At 60.5% G+C, this 18688-nt stretch carries 16 protein-coding genes; 3 read left to right on the top strand and 13 right to left on the bottom strand.

Translation table 11 applies throughout. The features are described 5' to 3' along the window. The first annotated feature begins 33 nt into the window (after positions 1-33). Positions 34-1374: a hemolysin family protein gene (locus ABRP30_RS00485; RefSeq protein ID WP_241806728.1), complete on the top strand. Its 1341-nt coding sequence runs from the start codon at positions 34-36 to the stop codon at positions 1372-1374. A 32-nt stretch (positions 1375-1406) separates the two neighbouring features. Here ABRP30_RS00485 and ABRP30_RS00480 read toward each other — a convergent pair whose 3' ends face one another. The 10 genes from ABRP30_RS00480 to ABRP30_RS00435 all read right to left on the bottom strand — a co-directional run bounded on the left by ABRP30_RS00480 (position 1407) and on the right by ABRP30_RS00435 (position 14828). Beyond that, positions 1407-2306 (bottom strand): M23 family metallopeptidase, encoded by a 900-nt coding sequence (locus tag ABRP30_RS00480; protein WP_349975584.1) that lies wholly within the window; start codon positions 2304-2306, stop codon positions 1407-1409. A 152-nt stretch (positions 2307-2458) separates the two neighbouring features. Next, complete coding sequence (locus tag ABRP30_RS00475; protein ID WP_349975583.1) at positions 2459-3370, bottom strand: response regulator; 912 nt, start codon at positions 3368-3370, stop codon at positions 2459-2461. Positions 3371-3535: 165 nt separating this feature from the next. Next, positions 3536-4306, bottom strand: coding sequence for a phosphate signaling complex protein PhoU (gene phoU / locus ABRP30_RS00470; RefSeq protein WP_267820010.1), 771 nt, complete (start codon positions 4304-4306; stop codon positions 3536-3538). A gap of 167 nt (positions 4307-4473) precedes the next feature. Then, positions 4474-5307: a phosphate ABC transporter ATP-binding protein PstB gene (gene pstB, locus ABRP30_RS00465; protein ID WP_241806722.1), complete on the bottom strand. Its 834-nt coding sequence runs from the start codon at positions 5305-5307 to the stop codon at positions 4474-4476. 102 nt (positions 5308-5409) lie between these two features. Further along, positions 5410-7080 (bottom strand): phosphate ABC transporter permease PstA, encoded by a 1671-nt coding sequence (gene pstA / locus ABRP30_RS00460; RefSeq protein WP_267820008.1) that lies wholly within the window; start codon positions 7078-7080, stop codon positions 5410-5412. A 17-nt stretch (positions 7081-7097) separates the two neighbouring features. Beyond that, positions 7098-9386: an ABC transporter permease subunit gene (locus tag ABRP30_RS00455; RefSeq protein ID WP_267820006.1), complete on the bottom strand. Its 2289-nt coding sequence runs from the start codon at positions 9384-9386 to the stop codon at positions 7098-7100. 138 nt (positions 9387-9524) lie between these two features. Beyond that, positions 9525-10523, bottom strand: a complete 999-nt coding sequence (locus ABRP30_RS00450; RefSeq protein WP_241806719.1) for a phosphate ABC transporter substrate-binding protein PstS — start codon at positions 10521-10523, stop codon at positions 9525-9527. 158 nt (positions 10524-10681) lie between these two features. Then, positions 10682-11767 (bottom strand): bacteriocin immunity protein, encoded by a 1086-nt coding sequence (locus tag ABRP30_RS00445; protein ID WP_349975582.1) that lies wholly within the window; start codon positions 11765-11767, stop codon positions 10682-10684. Beyond that, complete coding sequence (locus ABRP30_RS00440; protein ID WP_267820002.1) at positions 11757-12230, bottom strand: hypothetical protein; 474 nt, start codon at positions 12228-12230, stop codon at positions 11757-11759. The genes ABRP30_RS00445 and ABRP30_RS00440 overlap by 11 nt, the downstream gene beginning before the upstream one ends. A gap of 1308 nt (positions 12231-13538) precedes the next feature. Next, positions 13539-14828: an MFS transporter gene (locus ABRP30_RS00435; RefSeq protein WP_241806716.1), complete on the bottom strand. Its 1290-nt coding sequence runs from the start codon at positions 14826-14828 to the stop codon at positions 13539-13541. 356 nt (positions 14829-15184) lie between these two features. Here ABRP30_RS00435 and ABRP30_RS00430 point away from each other — a divergent pair, with 356 nt between their 5' ends. Further along, entirely contained in the window at positions 15185-15583 is a 399-nt protein-coding gene (locus tag ABRP30_RS00430; protein ID WP_003253317.1) for an acyl-CoA thioesterase, read from the top strand. A 71-nt stretch (positions 15584-15654) separates the two neighbouring features. Then, the gene (locus ABRP30_RS00425; RefSeq protein ID WP_267819999.1) at positions 15655-16551 is read left to right on the top strand and encodes a D-hexose-6-phosphate mutarotase; all 897 of its coding nucleotides are present in this window, start codon (positions 15655-15657) and stop codon (positions 16549-16551) included. 109 nt (positions 16552-16660) lie between these two features. Here ABRP30_RS00425 and ABRP30_RS00420 read toward each other — a convergent pair whose 3' ends face one another. From ABRP30_RS00420 to ABRP30_RS00410, 3 genes are all read right to left on the bottom strand, one after another. After that, a complete protein-coding gene (locus ABRP30_RS00420; protein ID WP_349975581.1) occupies positions 16661-17230 on the bottom strand; it encodes a DUF3299 domain-containing protein in 570 nt (189 codons plus the stop codon). 12 nt (positions 17231-17242) lie between these two features. Further along, positions 17243-17488 (bottom strand): GlsB/YeaQ/YmgE family stress response membrane protein, encoded by a 246-nt coding sequence (locus ABRP30_RS00415; RefSeq protein ID WP_241806713.1) that lies wholly within the window; start codon positions 17486-17488, stop codon positions 17243-17245. A gap of 108 nt (positions 17489-17596) precedes the next feature. Further along, on the bottom strand, positions 17597-18679 hold the full coding sequence (locus ABRP30_RS00410) for a 5-(carboxyamino)imidazole ribonucleotide synthase (RefSeq protein WP_241806712.1): 1083 nt from the start codon (positions 18677-18679) through the stop codon (positions 17597-17599). Positions 18680-18688: the final 9 nt, after the last annotated feature.

Below are 18688 nucleotides of genomic sequence, written 5' to 3'. Positions count from 1 at the left end.
TTTCCCAAAGACGGACCCCGTAAAAAATCCATCATGGACCCTTCCCCTGGTATCAGCCTCACCTCGTTATTCGCCGATTTCGGCATGATTCTCTTCGCCCTGTTCCTGGTGCTGCTCAACGGCTTCTTCGTAGCCGCCGAGTTCGCCATGGTCAAGCTGCGCTCCACCCGTGTCGAATCCATTGCCGAGCAGCACGGCTGGCGTGGCAGCATCCTGCGCAAGGTACACAACCAGCTCGACGCCTACCTATCGGCCTGCCAGCTGGGTATCACCCTCGCCTCCCTGGGCCTTGGCTGGGTCGGTGAGCCGGCATTCGCCCACCTGCTCGAACCGTTGCTGGCCTACCTGGGCGTGGACACGCCCGAGTTGATCAAGGGTGTTTCGTTCTTCGTCGCCTTCTTCGTCATTTCGTACCTGCACATCGTGGTCGGTGAGCTTGCGCCCAAATCCTGGGCGATCCGCAAGCCCGAACTGCTGTCGCTGTGGACTGCGGTACCGCTTTACCTGTTCTACTGGTTGATGTACCCGGCCATCTACCTGCTCAACGCCAGTGCCAACACCATCCTGCGCTTTGCCGGCCAGGGCGAGCCTGGCCCGCACCACGAGCACCATTACAGCCGTGAAGAACTCAAGCTGATCCTGCACTCCAGCCGTGGCCAGGACCCGAGCGACCAAGGCATGCGTGTGCTGGCCTCGGCCGTGGAGATGGGCGAGCTGGAAGTGGTCGACTGGGCCAACTCGCGCGAAGACATGATCAGCATCGACGCCCATGCGCCACTCAAGGAAATCCTGGCCCTGGTGCGCCGCCACAAGTTCAGCCGTTATCCACTGTACGATGCCGAGCGTGAGGAGTTCACCGGGCTTTTGCACATCAAGGACCTGCTGCTGGAACTGGCCGAACTCGAGCACCTGCCCGAAACCGTGGACCTCGAAGACTTGGCGCGCCCGCTGGAGCGTGTATCGCGGCACATGCCGTTGTCTCAGCTGCTGGAGCAGTTCCGCAAGGGTGGCGCGCACTTCGTGCTGGTCGAGGAAGCCGATGGCAAGGTGATCGGTTACCTGACCATGGAGGACGTGCTGGAAGTGCTGGTGGGCGACATTCAGGACGAACACCGCAAGACCGAGCGCGGCATCCTGGCCTACCAGCCAGGCAAGCTGCTGGTGCGTGGCGACACGCCGCTGTTCAAGGTGGAGCGTCTGCTGGGTATCGACCTTGACCACATCGAAGCGGAAACCCTGGCCGGGCTTGTCTATGAAACGCTCAAGCGTGTGCCTGAGGAAGAGGAAGTGCTGGAAGTCGAAGGCCTGCGCATCATCATCAAGAAGATGAAAGGGCCCAAGATCGTGCTGGCCAAGGTGATCAAGCTCGATTGAGCTGTCGGGGCCGCTTTGCGGCCCCGACACTATTAGGGGTTGCCTGCAGTAAAGTTCGGCAAACCGCCAATCGGCCGGTCGAACTGAAAAGGGATCGACTCCAGCGCCAAGCCGACGTTGCGCTGTACCACGAAATGCAGGTGCGGGCCCGTGCTGTTGCCGGTATTGCCCGACTTGGCCAATGCCTGCCCCAACGCCACCTGCTGCCCCTCAGCCACTACCACTGAACCGCGCATCAGGTGCAGATACACTCCCATCGTGCCGTCCGGGTGAAGAATACGCACGAAATTGCCCGAGGGGTTGGGCCCCCGCCCGCTCTGGCGGTTCTCGATCTTCACTACCATCCCACCCCTGGCCGCGATGATCGGGGTGCCCTCCGGCATAGCGATGTCCATGGCAAAACGGCCCTTGGGGCCGTAATGGCTGAAGCGCCCATTGGGGCCTTGAGTCAGGCGGAAAGGGCCGCCTTTCCACGGGAACGGGTAGCGGTAAGCCTGCGTGCGCTGGCCGGGGTCACCCATGGCGTACAGGAATTTGCTGGCGTACCTCAGCGCCCCGCCGGGTGCCGCCAATACAGAACTGAGCACCTTGGTCGAGCGTGGCCCGACTACGGCCCGCACGATCCGCGGACCGTTACCGCCGAAGGCGTTAGCCAACTGATCGATACGCAATTCAACCTGCATGGGCACATACAGCTCATTACGCACCAGGAAGCGTACGCCGCCGGGGAATGGCTCGGTTTGCAGGCGTACCCGACCCTCCACCTGCTCGAACATCGGCTCGCCCAGCTCCAGCGCTTTGGCACCTGGGCTGGGCCGCTCGGAGTAGGACGCCACGCCGTAATTGTCGGTGGTCTTGTAGATGGTCATGCCCAGGCTCGACGCCGAGGCCGTGAGCAAGGTACAGAGCAGCAGCAAGCGGGCAGCAGGCATGATAGTGGCTTTTTGACAGTTACCGTCTGTCGAAGCCTAGCAGTCGGATCTGGGAGCGGTATGACAGTTGGTCGGATGACCGCCGCAGTTCTGTAGTGACGGCCATGCGCCGCGAAAGGGCCGCACAGCGGCCCAGGGCGTTGTACGAGGCACTAGGCGCCGGGAGTGAAGTGCTTCTGCGCGGTGCCGCGGGCAATCAGCCGCGACAGGTAGTCGAGCTTCTGCGCATCCTGGTCGACGAACTTGAAGGTCAGTTGCAGCCAGTCGCTCTCAGGTTTCGGCTCCAATGCTGCGATGGCATGCAGGTAACCGTTCAGGCGAGCGACTTCAGCGCTCTCGCCCTGCTCCAGGTCCAGCACAGCGCCTTCGAGCACCTGTGGCAGCACGGCACTGCGACGCACCACCAGCAGCGCCTCTTTGAGGCTCAACGCCTTGATCACACAAGGCTGAGTACCACTGGAAAGGCGCAGCTGGCCTTGACCACGCCCGGTCTGCGCGGCGGCCGCAGCAGCCGTCTGCGGTTTCGGTGCATTGATCAATGGCTTGGCCGGCGCAGCGGCAGCAGCGGCAGCAGGCGTGGCCTTGATCGCTTCAGGTTTGCCCCCGGTCAGCGCGCTCAACGAATCGTTGGCGAACGCCGAATTCACCCGCGCCTGACCACCGGCTACCAAGCCTTCAAGCTTGCCGATCTTGGTCAGGGCCTTCTTCACTTTGGTCAGCAGCTGTTCGTTGGTGAACGGCTTACCGACAAAATCGGAGACGCCCGCCTGGATGGCCTGGATGACGTTTTCCTTGTCGCCGCGGCTGGTCACCATGATGAACTGCAGGCTCTTCATCTCTGGCTGCTGGCGGCACCAGGTCAGCAGCTCAAGGCCGGACATCTCGGGCATTTCCCAGTCGCACAGCACCAGGTCGAAGGTTTCCTTGGCCAGCATGGCCATGGCCTTGCGGCCGTTCACCGCATCTTCGATGACCATGCCCGGGAAGGCATTACGCAGGCACTTCCTCACCAGATCGCGGATGAACGGGGCGTCATCCACGACCAGCACATTGACTTTACTCATCGATACTCCTCTTGAATCCCGACTAGCCTACCGCCGATTGGTGGCCATTTGCCAACACCTGGATCACGCCGGGACTTCTTTGCATCGTTCGCGGGTGCCTGCTGACTGCTCAAGCGCAAACGAAAACGCCCGGCGAAAGCCGGGCGTCGATGCTCGGGAGCAATCTTATTTATCGTCAGGTTGAGCCGGAACATTAGCGATTTCGGCCTCATCACCCGCCGTTCCCTGAACTTCGGCTTTCATGCGCTTGAGGCCCATGTGGCGTACATCGGTACCGCGCACCAGGTAGATCACCAGTTCCGAGATGTTGCGCGCGTGGTCGCCGATGCGCTCCAGCGAACGCAGGGCCCAGATGACGCTCAATACCCGCGAGATCGAGCGCGGGTCTTCCATCATGTAGGTCACCAGTTCACGCAGGGCGGTCTTGTACTCGCGGTCGATGGTCTTGTCGTACTGGGCCACCGACAGGGCCAGGTCGGCATCGAAGCGGGCGAAGGCATCCAGTGCGTCGCGCACCATGTTGCGTACCTGGTCGCCAATGTGGCGCACTTCGACGTAGCCACGCGGCGACTCGCCTTCTTCGCACAACTGGATGGCGCGGCGGGCGATCTTGGTCGATTCGTCGCCAATGCGCTCCAGGTCGATCACCGACTTGGAAATGCTGATGATCAGGCGCAGGTCAGAGGCCGCGGGCTGGCGACGGGCGAGGATGCGCACGCATTCCTCGTCGATGTTGCGTTCCATCTGGTTGATCTGCTCGTCGACTTCACGCACCTGCTGGGCAAGGCCGGAGTCGGCCTCGATCAGCGCGGTAACCGCGTCATTGACCTGTTTCTCGACCAGCCCGCCCATGGCCAGGAGGTGGCTGCGCACCTCTTCGAGTTCGGCGTTGAACTGCTGGGAAATGTGATGCGTCAGGCTTTCTTTGTTGATCATCGTTTCGCTCCGGGAAGCTGCGGCAGCTGCAAGCTGCAAGCTGCAAGCTTCAAGTAGTTCGTATCGTTCCTGGCCCCGCGCTAACTGCTTTTGCTTCTGCTTGAAGCTTGAAGCTTGAAGCTTGCAGCTTGAAGCTCGCAGCTCGCAGCTCGCCGCTCAAGGCACCGTTAGCCGTAGCGACCGGTGATGTAGTCTTCGGTCTGCTTCTTCGCCGGGTTGGTGAACAGGGTGTCGGTATCACCGAATTCGACCAGTTTGCCCATGTACATGAACGCGGTGTAGTCCGAAACACGGGCCGCCTGTTGCATGTTGTGGGTCACGATAACGATGGTGTACTTGGATTTCAGTTCGTAGATCAGCTCTTCGACCTTCAGCGTCGAGATCGGGTCCAGTGCCGAGCAAGGCTCATCGAGCAGCAGTACTTCAGGCTCGACGGCGATGGTACGGGCGATCACCAGACGCTGCTGCTGGCCGCCGGACAAGCCCAGCGCCGAGTCGTGCAAACGGTCTTTCACCTCATCCCACAGTGCAGCGCCCTTGAGCGCCCACTCGACCGCCTCGTCCAGCACACGCTTCTTGTTGATGCCCTGGATACGCAGGCCATACACCACGTTCTCGTAGATGGTCTTGGGGAACGGGTTTGGCTTCTGGAACACCATGCCCACACGACGGCGCAGCTCGGCCACGTCCTCGCCCTTGCGGTAGATGTTGTTGCCGTACAGGTTGATGGCGCCTTCGACACGGCAACCGTCAACCAGGTCGTTCATGCGGTTGAAGGTGCGCAGCAGGGTCGACTTGCCGCAGCCCGAAGGGCCGATGAAAGCCGTCACGCGTTGCTTGGGGATGTTCATGCTGACGTCGAACAACGCCTGCTTGTCGCCGTAGTACAGGCTCAAACCGGGTACTTCGATGGCCACGGTCTCTTCGGCCAGGCGCAGGCTCTGCTTGTCGCGGCCCAGGGCAGCCATGTCGATGCCGTGGGTGTGGGATTCTTGCTGCATGGTCTCACTCCGTTTGTAGCTGCATGCGTTGAGCTGCAAGCTGCAAGTTAGGGCAGAGCGGCAATCCTCTTGGGGCTTGCCGCTTGTGGCTTAAAGCTTCAATCAGTGGTCGAGGGCCTTGTACTTCTCGCGCAGGTGGTTACGGATCCACACCGCCGAGAGGTTGAGGGTGGCGATCACCATCACCAGCAGCAGCGCAGTGGCGTACACCAGCGGCCGCGCCGCCTCGACGTTGGGGCTCTGGAAGCCGACGTCGTAGATGTGGAAGCCCAGGTGCATGATCTTCTGGTCCAGGTGCAGGTACGGATAGTTGCCGTCCAGCGGCAACGACGGCGCCAGCTTGACCACACCCACCAACATCAGCGGCGCGACTTCACCCGCGGCTCGGGCCACGGCGAGGATCATGCCGGTCATCATTGCCGGGCTGGCCATTGGCAGCACGATTTTCCACAAGGTCTCGGCCTTGGTCGCACCAAGCGCCAGCGAGCCTTCACGCACGGTGCGTGGAATACGCGCCAGGCCTTCCTCGGTAGCCACGATCACCACCGGCACGGCCAGCAGCGCCAGGGTCAGCGATGCCCACAGCAGGCCTGGCGTGCCCAGGGTCGGTGCCGGCAGCGATTCGGGGAAGAACAGACGGTCGATCGAACCACCCAGCACGTAGACGAAGAAGCCCAGGCCGAACACGCCGTAGACGATGGCCGGAACGCCCGCCAGGTTGTTCACGGCGATGCGGATCAGGCGCGTCACCGGGCCTTGCTTGGCGTATTCGCGCAGGTAGACCGCCGCCAGCACGCCGAACGGGGTGACGATCACGGCCATGATCAGGGTCATCATGACGGTACCGAAAATGGCCGGGAAGATACCGCCTTCGGTGTTGGCTTCACGAGGATCGTCGCTGAGGAACTCCCAGACCTTGGCGAAATAAGTGCCCATCTTGGTAAAGCCGGACATGGCGTTGGGCTGGATGGCGTGCACCACCTTGCTCAGGTTGATCTCCACTTCCCGGCCGTTGCCGTCGCGAGCGACCAGGCTGTCGCGGGCGAAGGCCTGATGCAGGCTGCTGAGGCGGTCTTCGATGGCCTTGTAGCGGCTGTTCAACTCGGCACGTTCGGCATCCATGTCGGCCTGGGCGGTAGCGTCCAGCTTGCCTTCCAGCTCCAGCTTGCGGCCTTGCAGGCGCAGCCGCTCCAAGCCATGGTTGATGGCACCGATGTCTTTTTTCTCAAGCTGCTGCAGCTCGCTGTTGAGCTGGTTGGCGCGTTTGAGACGTGCCTGCAGCTCATTCCAGGCGCCAGCGCCTTCGGCGACCACGCGGCCTTGTTCCTTGACGCTCACCAGATAGCCGTAGAAGTTGCCCCATTCGCGGCGCTCCAGGGCGATCAGGTCGACCGGACGCTGCTCGTCGACCAACCATTCACCGACCACCCAGGTGAAGTCACTGCCGTTGAGGTCACGGTTACCCACCTTGATCAGCTCGCGGGTCATGAACTCGGGACCTTCGTCAGGCACCGGCAAGCCGGCACCCTTGAGGCGGGCGCGAGGTACTTCTTCTTTCTGAACCACTTCACCGACGATGACGTGGTCACCCTGGCCCGGCACCTTGTAGGTGGCCTGGACCAGGTCGGCGGGCCAGAAGTGGCCCAGGCCGCGTACGGCGATCACGGCCAGCAGGCCGACGGTCATGATGACCGCCATGGCAACCGCGCCACCGCTGATCCAGACGCCTGGGGCGCCGCTCTTGAACCAGCCTTTGAGGGAATCCTTTTTCACGGATCTCTACCTTTCTATCAAAGCGACGAGTATTTCTTGCGCAGACGCTGGCGAATCAGCTCGGCCAAGGTGTTCATGATGAAGGTGAACATCAGCAGCACGAGAGCGGCGAGGAACAGCACACGGTAATGGCTGCCACCGACTTCGGATTCGGGCATCTCCACCGCCACGTTGGCGGCCAAGGTACGCATGCCTTCGAACAGGTTCATCTCCATCACCGGGGTGTTGCCGGTGGCCATGAGCACGATCATGGTCTCGCCCACCGCTCGGCCCATGCCGATCATCAGCGCCGAGAAGATACCCGGGCTGGCAGTGAGGATGACCACGCGAGTCAAGGTCTGCCACGGCGTCGCACCCAGGGCCAGGGAGCCCAGGGTCAGGCTGCGCGGCACGCTGAACACGGCGTCTTCGGCGATCGAGTAGATGTTCGGGATGACCGCAAAGCCCATGGCGATACCGACTACCAAGGCGTTGCGCTGGTCATAGGTGATACCCAGATCATTGGTTATCCACAGGCGCATGTCGCCGCCGAAGAACCAGGTTTCCAGGTACGGGCTCATGGTCAGGGCGAACCAGCCGGTGAACAGGATCACCGGGATCAGGATCGCGGCCTCCCAACCATCCGGAACGCGCAGGCGAACCGACTCAGGCAGGCGGCTCCAGGTGAAACCTGCCAGCAGAATGCCGAACGGCATCAGCAGGAACAGGCTGAACACACCTGGCAGGTGCCCTTCCAGGTACGGCGCGAGGAACAGGCCAGCGAAGAAGCCGAGGATCACCGTCGGCATCGCCTCCATCAGTTCGATCACCGGCTTGACCTTGCGGCGCATACCCGGGGCCATGAAGTAAGCAGTGTAGATAGCTGCGGCGATGGCCAGCGGAGCCGCCAGGATCATCGCGTAGAACGCGGCCTTGAGGGTACCGAAGGTCAGCGGCGACAGGCTCAGCTTAGGCTCGAAGTCGGTGTTCGACGCCGTCGACTGCCAGACGTACTTGGGCTCGTCGTAGTTTTCGTACCAGACCTTGCCCCACAGCGCGCTGAAGGAAATTTCCGGGTGCGGGTTCTTCAGGCTCAGTGGCAGCAGCTTGCCGCCCTCTTCGATGAAGATACGGTTGGCACGCGGTGACAGGGCCAGAATGCCCGGGCCTTCGGCAGCAGGCTCGATCAGCAGGGTGCGGTGCGCGGTGCTGTGGAAGACGCCCAGCTTGCCCTCGGCGTCCAGGGCGACGAAGCCCTTGCGGCGCTCTTCGGCATCGATCTGGACGATCGGCGCCTTGCCCATCTGGAAGGTACGGATCTGCTTGAAGCGCGATTCGCCATCCGCGTCACGGGCCATGAACCATTGCGCCAGGCCGCCTTTGGAGTCACCGATGATCAGCGAAATGCCGCCGACCAGTTGCGCAGTAGCGGTAATCTCGGTGTCGGCGCTTTCAGACAGCTTGTAGCGGCCATTGAGGCTCTTGTCGCGCAGGCTGAAGACATCTGCGGTGGCTCGGCCGTTGATCACGTACAGCCACTGCTGGCGCGGGTCGATGAAGATGTTCTTCACCGCCTCGGTCATTTGCGGCAGCTCGATGCGGTTCTGCTCGGTGGTGACCTCTTCGGTCATCAGGTTTTCGGTGCGCGTCAGCTCGATCACCTGCAGGTGCGCGCCAGTGGAACCGGCAAGCATCAGGGTGTCGCCGTTGACGTTGACGCTGACGTGCTCCAGCGCGCGGCCCTGGTCATCCAGCACGTACGGCTCTTGGCCATACGGATAGTCGATGCCGGGGGTAATGGTCTTTTTGTTGTCTGGGTAGGTGATCTTGTAGGTGTGGTGGAACACCAGCGCCTGCCCATTGGACAAGCCCAGCACCACCAGTGGGCTACCCGGCTGGTCGGTGCTGATCGAGCTGACCTGGGTGCCTGCCGGCAGCGGCAGGTCGACGCGGTTGAGCTCGTTACCGGTCTTGGTATCGAAGAACAGTGCCTGCCCCTTGTCCGAAACACGCATGCCGACCAGGTTCTGCTCTTCGAGCGCGATCATCAGCGGCTTGCCGGCATCCTGCTGCAGCCAGGTCGGCTCCAGGGCCTTCTTGCTGGTCAGCTCGGCGCCCTGGAACAGCGGCAGCACCACATAGGCCAGATAGAAGAAGATCAGCGTGATGGCTGCCAGCACAGCAAGCCCGCCTACCAGTACATACCAGCGGGTCAGGCGGTCCTTGAGCGCGCGCATGCGGCGCTTGCGTTGCAACTCGGGCGTATTGAAATCAATCCGCTCGGGAGGGGATTTTTGGGTCATGGTGGAGTTGGCCAGATCATTCATGCGCACACCCTAGCGGTCCCGTATGACAAAAACATGACAGTGCGTTGACGCAAAAAAGCCCGCCGCTCAGGAGCCCTGGCTTCGGACCGAGAATTCGTGGAAAAGGCCGGCTCAATTGCCGGCCTTTTCCTCAGTTACTTACTTTTTTGCAACGTTACCGGCGTGGGACAGGCCCAGGTCAGCGAGGGTCTTGTCGACCACTTTCGATGGCAACGGAATGTAGCCGTCCTTCACCACGACCTGCTGCCCGGCCTGCGACAGCACCAGTTTGACGAACTCAGCTTCCAGCGGGGCCAGAGGCTTGTTGGGGGCCTTGTTGACGTAGACGTACAGGAAGCGCGACAGCGGGTAGGTGCCGTTCAGGGCATTGGCCTCGTTGTCTTCGATGAACTCGCCGCCTTCTTTCTTGGCCAGGGCCACGGTCTTGACGCTGGCAGTCTTGTAGCCGATGCCCGAGTAACCGATGCCGTTCAACGAGGAGCTGATCGACTGCACGACCGACGCCGAGCCTGGCTGTTCGTTGACGTTAGGCTTGAAGTCACCTTTGCACAGGGCCTCTTCCTTGAAGTAGCCGTAGGTACCCGATACCGAGTTACGACCGAACAGCTGCACTGGCTTGTTGGCCAGGTCGCCAGTCACGCCCAGGTCGCCCCAGGTCTTGACGTCGGCCTTGGCACCGCACAGGCGAGTGGAAGAGAAGATCGCGTCGACCTGAGCCATGGTCAGGCCCTTGATCGGGTTGTCCTTGTGTACGAATACGGCCAGGGCGTCGACAGCGACCGGAATGGCGGTCGGCTTGTAGCCGTACTTCTGCTCGAAGGCCTGCAGCTCGACGTCCTTCATCTTGCGGCTCATCGGGCCAAGGTTGGCGGTGCCTTCGGTCAGCGCGGGTGGCGCGGTGGAGGAGCCGGCAGCCTGGATCTGGATGTTGACGTTCGGATATTCCTTCTTGTAGGCCTCGGCCCACAGGGTCATGAGGTTCGCGAGGGTGTCGGAACCGACGCTGGAGAGGTTGCCCGAAACACCGGTGGTCTTGGTGTAGGTCGGGATCGCAGGGTCGACGGCGGCTACCGCGTTGGCGGTTGCAACGCCAGCGGCGGCAAAGGTGAGGGCCGCCATCAAACGCTTCAGTTTCATGCCTTGCTCCTAGCAGGAATATTTGGGGTGTTGGATGGATCGGGCCCAAGTATCTGCAGGCCGCATGAAGACGATATGACTTCAATATGACAATTGGATGAAAGGCCATCACCGGTTATCGGGGATGGCCTTTGCAAGATGTTGCAGGAAAGTAGGGGCTACCCTAAAGCTGCCCAGTCCATCCGCTCGCTGTCGAGCATTTCAACCAGCGGCACCGTTACGGCAAAGCGCGGATCGTCGCTGGGGGTACTTAACACGAACTCGACAACATCCGCATACGTACCGGGGTGATCGCCCTGCAGCGACGTTGCCTGCCAATCCAGTTCCGCTACAGCGTAACGAAAGGTCTTGATCAGATGATGCTGCTGTTGGGCTACTTCACGGCTCAAGCCTTGCGCTGTCAGCAATGCAGGATGCAGGCTTGCTGCATGGGCCGCGGTCTTTAACGTCAAAGGCCCATGGCCCGGGCTGGTCGCCGTGGCCTTGGCCAACTGGGCGATACGTGCTTCCAGGCTTTCGATCAGCTTCACGCCACGGCCGTATAAGGCGGGATGACGCGCCTGGGCCGTAGCCGAGGCCGCGGCATGACGCTGGCTACCTGCGGTGATTTCACGCAGCACGACGGCCTGGATTGCAGCGTTTAGAAACGGGCTGGTGGCGTCGCGCTTTGCGCCGTCGAGTGCAAACTTGACTGACATCTGCAAGCGCTTGAGCTGGTCGACGGCGGCCTTGGCTTGATGCTGGGCCAGTTCCAGGGCACGCAGCGCGGCGAGGCTGGCAGCCAGTTGCTGCGCAGGCGTGCCGACGCCTGGGCTGCGAGCCAATTGCTGTTCCAACGCGGTCAGCTTCAGTTTGCCCTGCTGCTCGGCTGCCTGGATCTCAGCTACCAGTTTGCGCACTTTTTCCAGGTTGCGGGTGGAAGACTGGCTGGCTCGCTGCGCGGGGGTCAGCGTTTGGCGAACCGGTGGTGGTTGCAAGGTCTGGCCTTTGAAGGCTGCGCGGCCTTTTTGCTGATGCCAGGATTTTATCGTTGCAACAATGTGGTCAGGGGAGTTGATGCTGCCGGTTTCGTCAGCGGTTGAGTAGAACAGGAGGTCGCTGCCGGCGGGGTGGCCGATTATCTGATCGAAATGGGCGATGAATGAGTTATGTTCAGACCTCTTGCCTTCGACATCCCAGATATTTTTGACGAGCAATAAGAACGAATGCTCATCGTAGTCTTGCAATCGTTTCTCAAGCTTCATCTTCCTTAGCCCTCAAGACAACCCCGGAAACTTGAAAATCCGTAGCATAATTATATGTTAATTCGACATTCGCAAACCCCTGGGAGGAAAGCTCATAAATATCCCATCCACCCGTTTTGCCTATGGGTTGCGGCATCGCCATAGGACCTCGTGAACTAATGGGATTTCCCCATGTCGCCCGAACAGCATCCTTATCCCGACAACCATAGGGTTGCGAAAGAAGATCCTTAAACTCTGGCTCACGCTCAACGCGCCTGATAATTGTCACAATCACCGCTTGCAATACTTTAGTTTCCGTATCAAGTCTATAGCTAACCCCAGGCGCTGGCTCAAGGTACAGCTCTGTTGCACCAGAATAGAGTTTTATGAAAGGGAGATCTGGATCAAGTCCAAGACCAAGCAACGTGGCATGAGTTTCACCTAGGGACTTCAACCAATGCTCGACTTCTACAATTCTTGTCATGATCACACCATTTCAATAAATTTTTTAAGCAAATAAGTAAGCTCCGCCTTGATTCCTTCAACTCGCTCAGTCGGAAGACCTGGCCTTAGCGCCTCGACGTTGCTACGCACAGCCTCAAACAGGTCAGCAGCGTCTAGCTTTTGCTTCGCTTTGGTGTTCCGTCCACCCTATGTCTCACTGTACCGCCTATGCACATGTGTAGGTATAACGACAGCAGGGGCTCGCCTGGTAAGCGCTCTGACTTGATAGGGTGACAAATACGGAACATTATTCTCAAGCCAAAGTTTTATCGCGCCTTGAGCAGGTATATGATCAACATCCATATCGTCTCTTATACTTCTGCGCTCCAAATCACCATACGCTCCAGTTTCAGTCTCTTCTGCTGGCTCGTTATTAACCAGGCCCGGCGCTGGTAGATCGTCCTCTCGACCGAACCCAGGAATTATGGCCCCTGTCTCTCCAGGATTCTCGCCTGGAAGTATTTCAAGACTTGGCCCCACTGGATCAGTCGACGCCCCCCGGAAGAATGCCCGGCAGTAACGGAGCCTCGGGCAAAGGCGTCGGTCCCAGTAACTCCGATCCAGGTGCCACCAGTGGCGTCCAGGTGCGCGGGGGCTGGCCTTCCACAATCGCGGCGTCGAACGCCAAGGCCACACGAGCTCATCCTGAAGCGCCTGTGCCAGGCCTTTCGACTGTTTTGCGAAGTGAGCATCAAGCTGCGCACGTCGACCTTCATGTGCCTGGCTGTACGTACCAACCCGCTGGTGATGCGCAAGCGCCAATGCCTCGGCACGAGCCGGGAGTGATGACAACATCACCCGTTGAATTATCGTTGAGTGTGTTTTGAGCCATACAGAGTCTCCTTATCTGCACGGCTCAAGTTGCCCATTTGATGTCGGGAAACTGCACTACATATCTCTCTACGTTAAACTGTTTATTTCAACTAATTTCGGAATACATTTTTACTTTTCCGCCGGCATTTAGATGCCGTCGATACATGAGAAAATTCTCTCTACGGGCAGAAGTTTCCAATTTGCAGAATGGTACAAAGACGCCTTGGCTTAAATTTTTGCCGATAGGAAACATCCCGCATAATTTGAAGGGAGCAATATACAAGAGGCCTATTTACAGGGCGCGCTGAACGCCCTGGCAAGGGCAAGCGCCACTGAGGCCTGCATGTGCGGGCTGGGTAAAGCTTTTAGATTTTGAATAAGGCTGTGACGCCCACATGTACAGCACCCTTACTGAAACTGTGCTGTACATGTGGGCGTCACCTTGCCGACGATAAAGCCGGTGAGGGCCAGCCGATCAGCGCCTGTTAGCGACCAGGTAAATGCCCACGATCAGACCAACTGCACACAGACCCGCTACATAATAGGCAGGCGCCATTGGGCTCACCTTGAGCAGCGCGGTCACCACCATCGGCGTCAAGCCGCCAAAGATGGCGTAGGCCACGTTGTAGGAGAACGAGAGGCCACTGAAGCGCACCGCCGCCGGGAACGCCTTGACCATCACATAGGGCACCGCGCCGATCACCCCCACGCACAGGCCGGTGATGGCATACAGGGGGAACAGCAGCTGCGGGTGGGTCGGCAGGCTGTGGTAGAAGGTCCAGGACGTCACCAGCAGCAGCAGGCTGCCAATGACGAACACGCGGCCTGCACCAAAGCGGTCGGCCAGGCTGCCGGAGCCAATGCAGCCAAGGCTGAGCAGCACGATCGCCAGGCTGTTGGCCTTGAGCGAGTCGGTGGGGCTGATGTGGTAGATGCTCTGCAACAGCGCCGGTGTCATCAGGATGACCACTACGATGCCGGCAGAAAGCATCCAGGTCAGCAGCATCGACAGGATGATCGGGCCACGGTGATCACGCAGCACCGCGCGCAGGGGCAGCTCTTCGGCCAGTGCCTTGCGTTGCTGCATCTCAGCGAATACCGGGGTTTCATGCAGCCAGCGGCGCAGGTACACCGAGAACAGGCCGAACACGCCGCCTAGCAGGAAAGGGATACGCCAGGCGTAGTCGGCGACTTCTTCAACGCTGTAGACCGTGTTGATCAGCGTTGCCACCAGCGAGCCAAGCAGAATGCCAGCGGTCAGGCCGGCGGTCAGGGTGCCGCAGGCATAGCCGGTGTTGCGCGCAGGCACATGCTCGGACACGAACACCCAAGCGCCAGGCACCTCACCCCCGATCGCTGCCCCCTGGATCACGCGCATCAGCAGCAGCAGGATCGGTGCCCACAGGCCAATCTGGGCATAGGTGGGCAGCAGGCCCATGATCAGCGTGGGCAGGGCCATCATGAAGATGCTCAGGGTGAACATCTTCTTGCGCCCAAGCAGGTCGCCGAAGTGGGCCATGATGATGCCGCCCAGGGGCCTGGCCAGGTAGCCGGCGGCGAAAATGCCGAAGGTCTGCATCAGGCGCAGCCACTCGGGCATGTCGGCCGGGAAGAACAGCTTGCCGACCACAGTGGCGAAAAACACGAAAATGATGAAGTCGTAGAACTCAAGGGCTCCGCCTAGCGCGGACAGTGAGAGAGTCTTGTAGTCACTGCGGGTCAGCGGCCGCGAGGGCTGCTCGATACTGCTGGGCACGGAGGTCATTGCTTGTTCATCTCTTGTAGGGCATGCAGGCCGCTTGGCACGCGGCTTCTGGCGGTGACAGGCGAAGATAGCAAATTGCCGGGGCCTGCTGAAAGCGATACAAAATCCATACAGATATTCATGACTGCACGGTCGTCGCTGAGCGTTTGGCTATATATACTGCCCGTTCGTAGGAAAACGTTGCCGCCACGATGGGATGTTGTGCGAAAACGCCGGTCTTTATGTCAGGCGGTTTCGCAGAGTTTCCCTACGGCCGTCCAGCGAAACGAAATCGGCGTAGTATGTTTCAAGCTGAATCGTTTACTCGGCCTTTGCGCCACACCAACGAAAGCGTCACGGGTCAGAGGCCCCACCGCATGATTGAGCTCGAACAAGAAGATCCTATCCCGCAAGGCGACCTGGCCCTGCAAATCACTGCGTTGCCCCGCGAAACCAACGGTTTTGGCGATATCTTTGGCGGCTGGCTGGTCGCCCAGATGGACCTGGCAGGCACTGCCATGGCGAGCCGCGTCGCGGGTGGCCGGGTGGCAACGGTCGCCATTGACCGTATGGCCTTCCTGGTGCCAGTGGCCGTGGGCGCACAACTGTCGTTCTATACCCAGACGCTGGAAATCGGCCGCAGCTCGATCCAGATGATGGTCGAAGTGTGGAGCGACGACCCGCTGTCGAGCGAATGGCGCAAAGTCACGGAAGCGGTGTTCGTCTTCGTCGCCATCGATGGCAGCGGCCGCACCCGTTCAGTGCCTCGTCGCTAAGCCACGCGAGCGGTAAACTCATTGCAAGGCAGCGGGTCGAAGGCCCACAGGCAATCAATGAGACAAGCGCAATGGCTACCTACCAGGTCGTAAACGAGCAACACGGCGAACTCAATTGCTGGCGTATCACCAGCGACCGTGCCGAACTACTGATCGCCCAACAGGGTGCGCAGATCCTCAGCTACCAGCACGTTGGCGAGCCGCCGCTGCTGTGGCTGAGTGACCAGGCCATATTCCGCCAGGGCAAGTCGGTGCGCGCAGGTGTGCCGGTGTGCTGGCCGTGGTTCGGCAACCTGCAGCGCAACCCCGAAGCTGTTCAAGGCATGTTCCATGGCACGCAGGCGCCGGCCCATGGCCTGGCCCGCACGCGTGACTGGAAACTGTTGGGCATCGAAGAAGCGGCCAGCGCGCTGCGCATCGAATTCGAACTGCCAGAAGCCCAGGGCGATCTGCCGCACTGGCCGCATGACGTCGAGCTGAAACTGCTGATCGTCATGGGTGATGCGCTTGAGCTGACCCTGACCAGCCGTAACAGGGGCAACAGCTCAGTCACCATCAGCCAGGCCCTGCACAGCTACTTTGCCGTCAGCGATGTGCGTGAGGCGCGGGTCGAGGGTGTCGAAGGGCTGGACTACATCGAGACCCTGGCTGACTGGGAGCAGCGCCAGCAACAGGGTGCGCTGACGTTTGCCGGTGAGACCGATCGCATCTACCTGAATACGCCTGGGCAACTGAGCATTGTCGATCCGCACTGGAATCGGCGCATTACCCTGAACAGCCGTGGTTCACGTTCAGCGGTGATCTGGAACCCTTGGACCGACAGGGCCCAGGAATTGCCTGACATGGCCGATGATGGCTGGCAGCGAATGCTGTGCATCGAGACGGCGAATGTCTGGGACGATGTGGTGGAGTTGAAGCCTGGGGCCGTTCATTCCCTGCACGTGGCGATTGGCAGCGAAGGGCTTTGATTCCACTGCTGGGACCGCTTTGCGGTCCTTTCGCGACACAAGCCCCCTGCTACGCAGGCCGCCCACACCTGAGCGGCCTTGTTTCACGATGGGCTGCGAAGCAGCCCCTTCACAGGTCAGCGTCCTGCACCACCCTCACCTTCGCGGCGTCCAGCGCATACGCCGCATCAGCCATGTCGTTGCTGACCTTTTCAACCTTCAACGTCCCGCTCACCCACAACGGCGTGTAGATGTCATCGATCTTCAAACCCTTCGGATAGCGCACCAGCACCAGCTGGTTGGGCGGCGGCGGCGGTACATGGATGCAGGCGCCCGGGTAAGGCACCAGGAAGAACAGCGTGTTATTACCCTTGGCATCGCTTTCAAGCGGCACCGGGTAACCGCCGAGACGAATTTCCTTGCCGTTCATCGCGGCCACGGTCTTGGTCGAATACATTACCGCTGGCAGGCCCTTGCTTTGCTTGAGGCCGCCCTTGTCGGTGAAGGTACCCATCGCCTCCGGCGAGTTATGGTCAATCTCTGGCATTTGCTCGAGGGCTTTCTGGTCCGACCTGGGCATCAGTTCGAGCCAGTCGGTTTCAGGCAGCTCGGCATGGGCCAGGGCGCTGGCCAGAAGCATGGGGATGAGAAAAAAGGCACGCATGAATATGCTCGGCAAATCGGATGAATTGCCGAGCATTCTAACCAGTATTCAGCGCTTCTTGATGAAGCCGAAGATAACCAGAAGGATGACGGCACCGACCAGCGCGCCGAAGAAGCCCGCTGCCTGGCCAGCCTGATAAATCCCCAGGGCCTGGCCGCCATAGGTGGCGATCAAGGAGCCGGCAATACCCAGCAGGATGGTCATGATCCAGCCCATACTGTCGTCGCCGGGCTTGATGAAGCGCGCCAGCAGGCCAACGATCAGGCCGATGAAGATAGTTCCAATGATGCCCATGGCAATCCCTCTGCAGTGAAGATGGAGCAAGCCAAAGCCTAGACAGCGCTTTGGCTTGTTGCCATTTCAGAGGGCGAACCGCTTGCAGAAGTTCGATCAGATGCCCTGTCAGTTGCTGATCAAGGCCTCTACCTCGGCAATCTTGCGCTCGAGGGTGGCCATATCCTGGCAACGCAGGGTGGCGTGGCCGACCTTGCGCCCGGCCTTGAAGGCCTTGCCATAGTGATGCAGGTGGCAGTCATCGATGGCGATGACCTTGTCCACTGCCGGCACCTCACCGATGAAGTTGAGCATGGCGCTCTCGCCTACCTTGGCAGTCGAACCCAGCGGCAGGCCGGCGACGGCGCGCAGGTGGTTTTCGAACTGGCTGCACTCGGCCCCTTCGATGGTCCAGTGCCCGGAGTTGTGCACACGCGGGGCGATCTCGTTGGCCTTGAGGCCACCGTCGACTTCGAAGAACTCGAAGGCCATCACACCCACATAGTCCAGCTGCTTGAGCACACGGCCGACGTAGTCTTCGGCCAGCGCCTGCAGCGGGTGTGCCTGGCTTGCTACGGACAGGCGCAGGATGCCGCTCTCGTGGGTGTTATGCACCAACGGGTAGAAGCGGGTTTCGCCATCGCGTGCTCGCACGGCCACCAGGGACACTTCGCCAGTGAACGGCACGAAGCCTTCCAGCAGGCACGGCACGCTGCCCAGCTCGGCAAAGGTACCTAGCACATCCTCAGGGGTGCGCAGAACCTTCTGGCCCTTGCCGTCGTAGCCCAGGGTCCGGGTCTTGAGCACGGCCGGCAGGCCGATGCTGGCCACCGCTGCATCAAGGTCGGCCTGGGAAAGAATATCGGCGAAGGCCGGGGTGGGAATGCCCAAGTCGCGGAACATGCTCTTTTCGAACAGGCGGTCGCGGGCAATGCGCAGCGCTTCGGCGCTCGGGTACACCGGCACGAACTGCGAGAGGAAGGCGACGGTCTCGGCCGGGACACTTTCGAACTCGAAGGTCACCAGGTCGACTTCGTCCGCCAGCTGGCGCAGGTGGTCCTGGTCGCCGTAGTCGGCACGCAGATGCTCGCCAAGAGCCGCAGCGCAGGCGTCCGGCGCCGGGTCGAGGAAGGCGAAGTTCATGCCCAGCGGGGTGCCCGCCAGAGCCAGCATGCGGCCCAGCTGGCCGCCACCGATAACACCGATCTTCATGGGTTCAGC

It is taken from the genome of Pseudomonas sp. WHRI 8519, from assembly GCF_040224055.2.
Taxonomy (GTDB): Bacteria; Pseudomonadota; Gammaproteobacteria; order Pseudomonadales; family Pseudomonadaceae; genus Aquipseudomonas; species Aquipseudomonas putida_X.
The sequence above is the reverse complement of the archived record's forward strand: the minus strand, read 5'-3'. Positions and strand labels throughout refer to the sequence as shown.

Coding starts and splice junctions, on each gene's coding strand:
- ABRP30_RS00410 (WP_241806712.1), bottom strand. CDS start 18,679: ATGAAGATCGGTGTTATCGGTGGCGGCCAGCTGGGCCGCATGCTGGCT.
- ABRP30_RS00420 (WP_349975581.1), bottom strand. CDS start 17,230: ATGCTCGGCAATTCATCCGATTTGCCGAGCATATTCATGCGTGCCTTT.
- ABRP30_RS00475 (WP_349975583.1), bottom strand. CDS start 3,370: ATGAGTAAAGTCAATGTGCTGGTCGTGGATGACGCCCCGTTCATCCGC.
- ABRP30_RS00480 (WP_349975584.1), bottom strand. CDS start 2,306: ATGCCTGCTGCCCGCTTGCTGCTGCTCTGTACCTTGCTCACGGCCTCG.
- pstB (WP_241806722.1), bottom strand. CDS start 5,307: ATGCAGCAAGAATCCCACACCCACGGCATCGACATGGCTGCCCTGGGC.
- ABRP30_RS00485 (WP_241806728.1), top strand. CDS start 34: ATGGACCCTTCCCCTGGTATCAGCCTCACCTCGTTATTCGCCGATTTC.
- ABRP30_RS00430 (WP_003253317.1), top strand. CDS start 15,185: ATGATTGAGCTCGAACAAGAAGATCCTATCCCGCAAGGCGACCTGGCC.
- ABRP30_RS00415 (WP_241806713.1), bottom strand. CDS start 17,488: ATGGGCATCATTGGAACTATCTTCATCGGCCTGATCGTTGGCCTGCTG.
- ABRP30_RS00425 (WP_267819999.1), top strand. CDS start 15,655: ATGGCTACCTACCAGGTCGTAAACGAGCAACACGGCGAACTCAATTGC.
- ABRP30_RS00455 (WP_267820006.1), bottom strand. CDS start 9,386: ATGAATGATCTGGCCAACTCCACCATGACCCAAAAATCCCCTCCCGAG.
- ABRP30_RS00445 (WP_349975582.1), bottom strand. CDS start 11,767: ATGAAGCTTGAGAAACGATTGCAAGACTACGATGAGCATTCGTTCTTA.
- ABRP30_RS00435 (WP_241806716.1), bottom strand. CDS start 14,828: ATGACCTCCGTGCCCAGCAGTATCGAGCAGCCCTCGCGGCCGCTGACC.
- phoU (WP_267820010.1), bottom strand. CDS start 4,306: ATGATCAACAAAGAAAGCCTGACGCATCACATTTCCCAGCAGTTCAAC.
- ABRP30_RS00440 (WP_267820002.1), bottom strand. CDS start 12,230: ATGACAAGAATTGTAGAAGTCGAGCATTGGTTGAAGTCCCTAGGTGAA.
- ABRP30_RS00450 (WP_241806719.1), bottom strand. CDS start 10,523: ATGAAACTGAAGCGTTTGATGGCGGCCCTCACCTTTGCCGCCGCTGGC.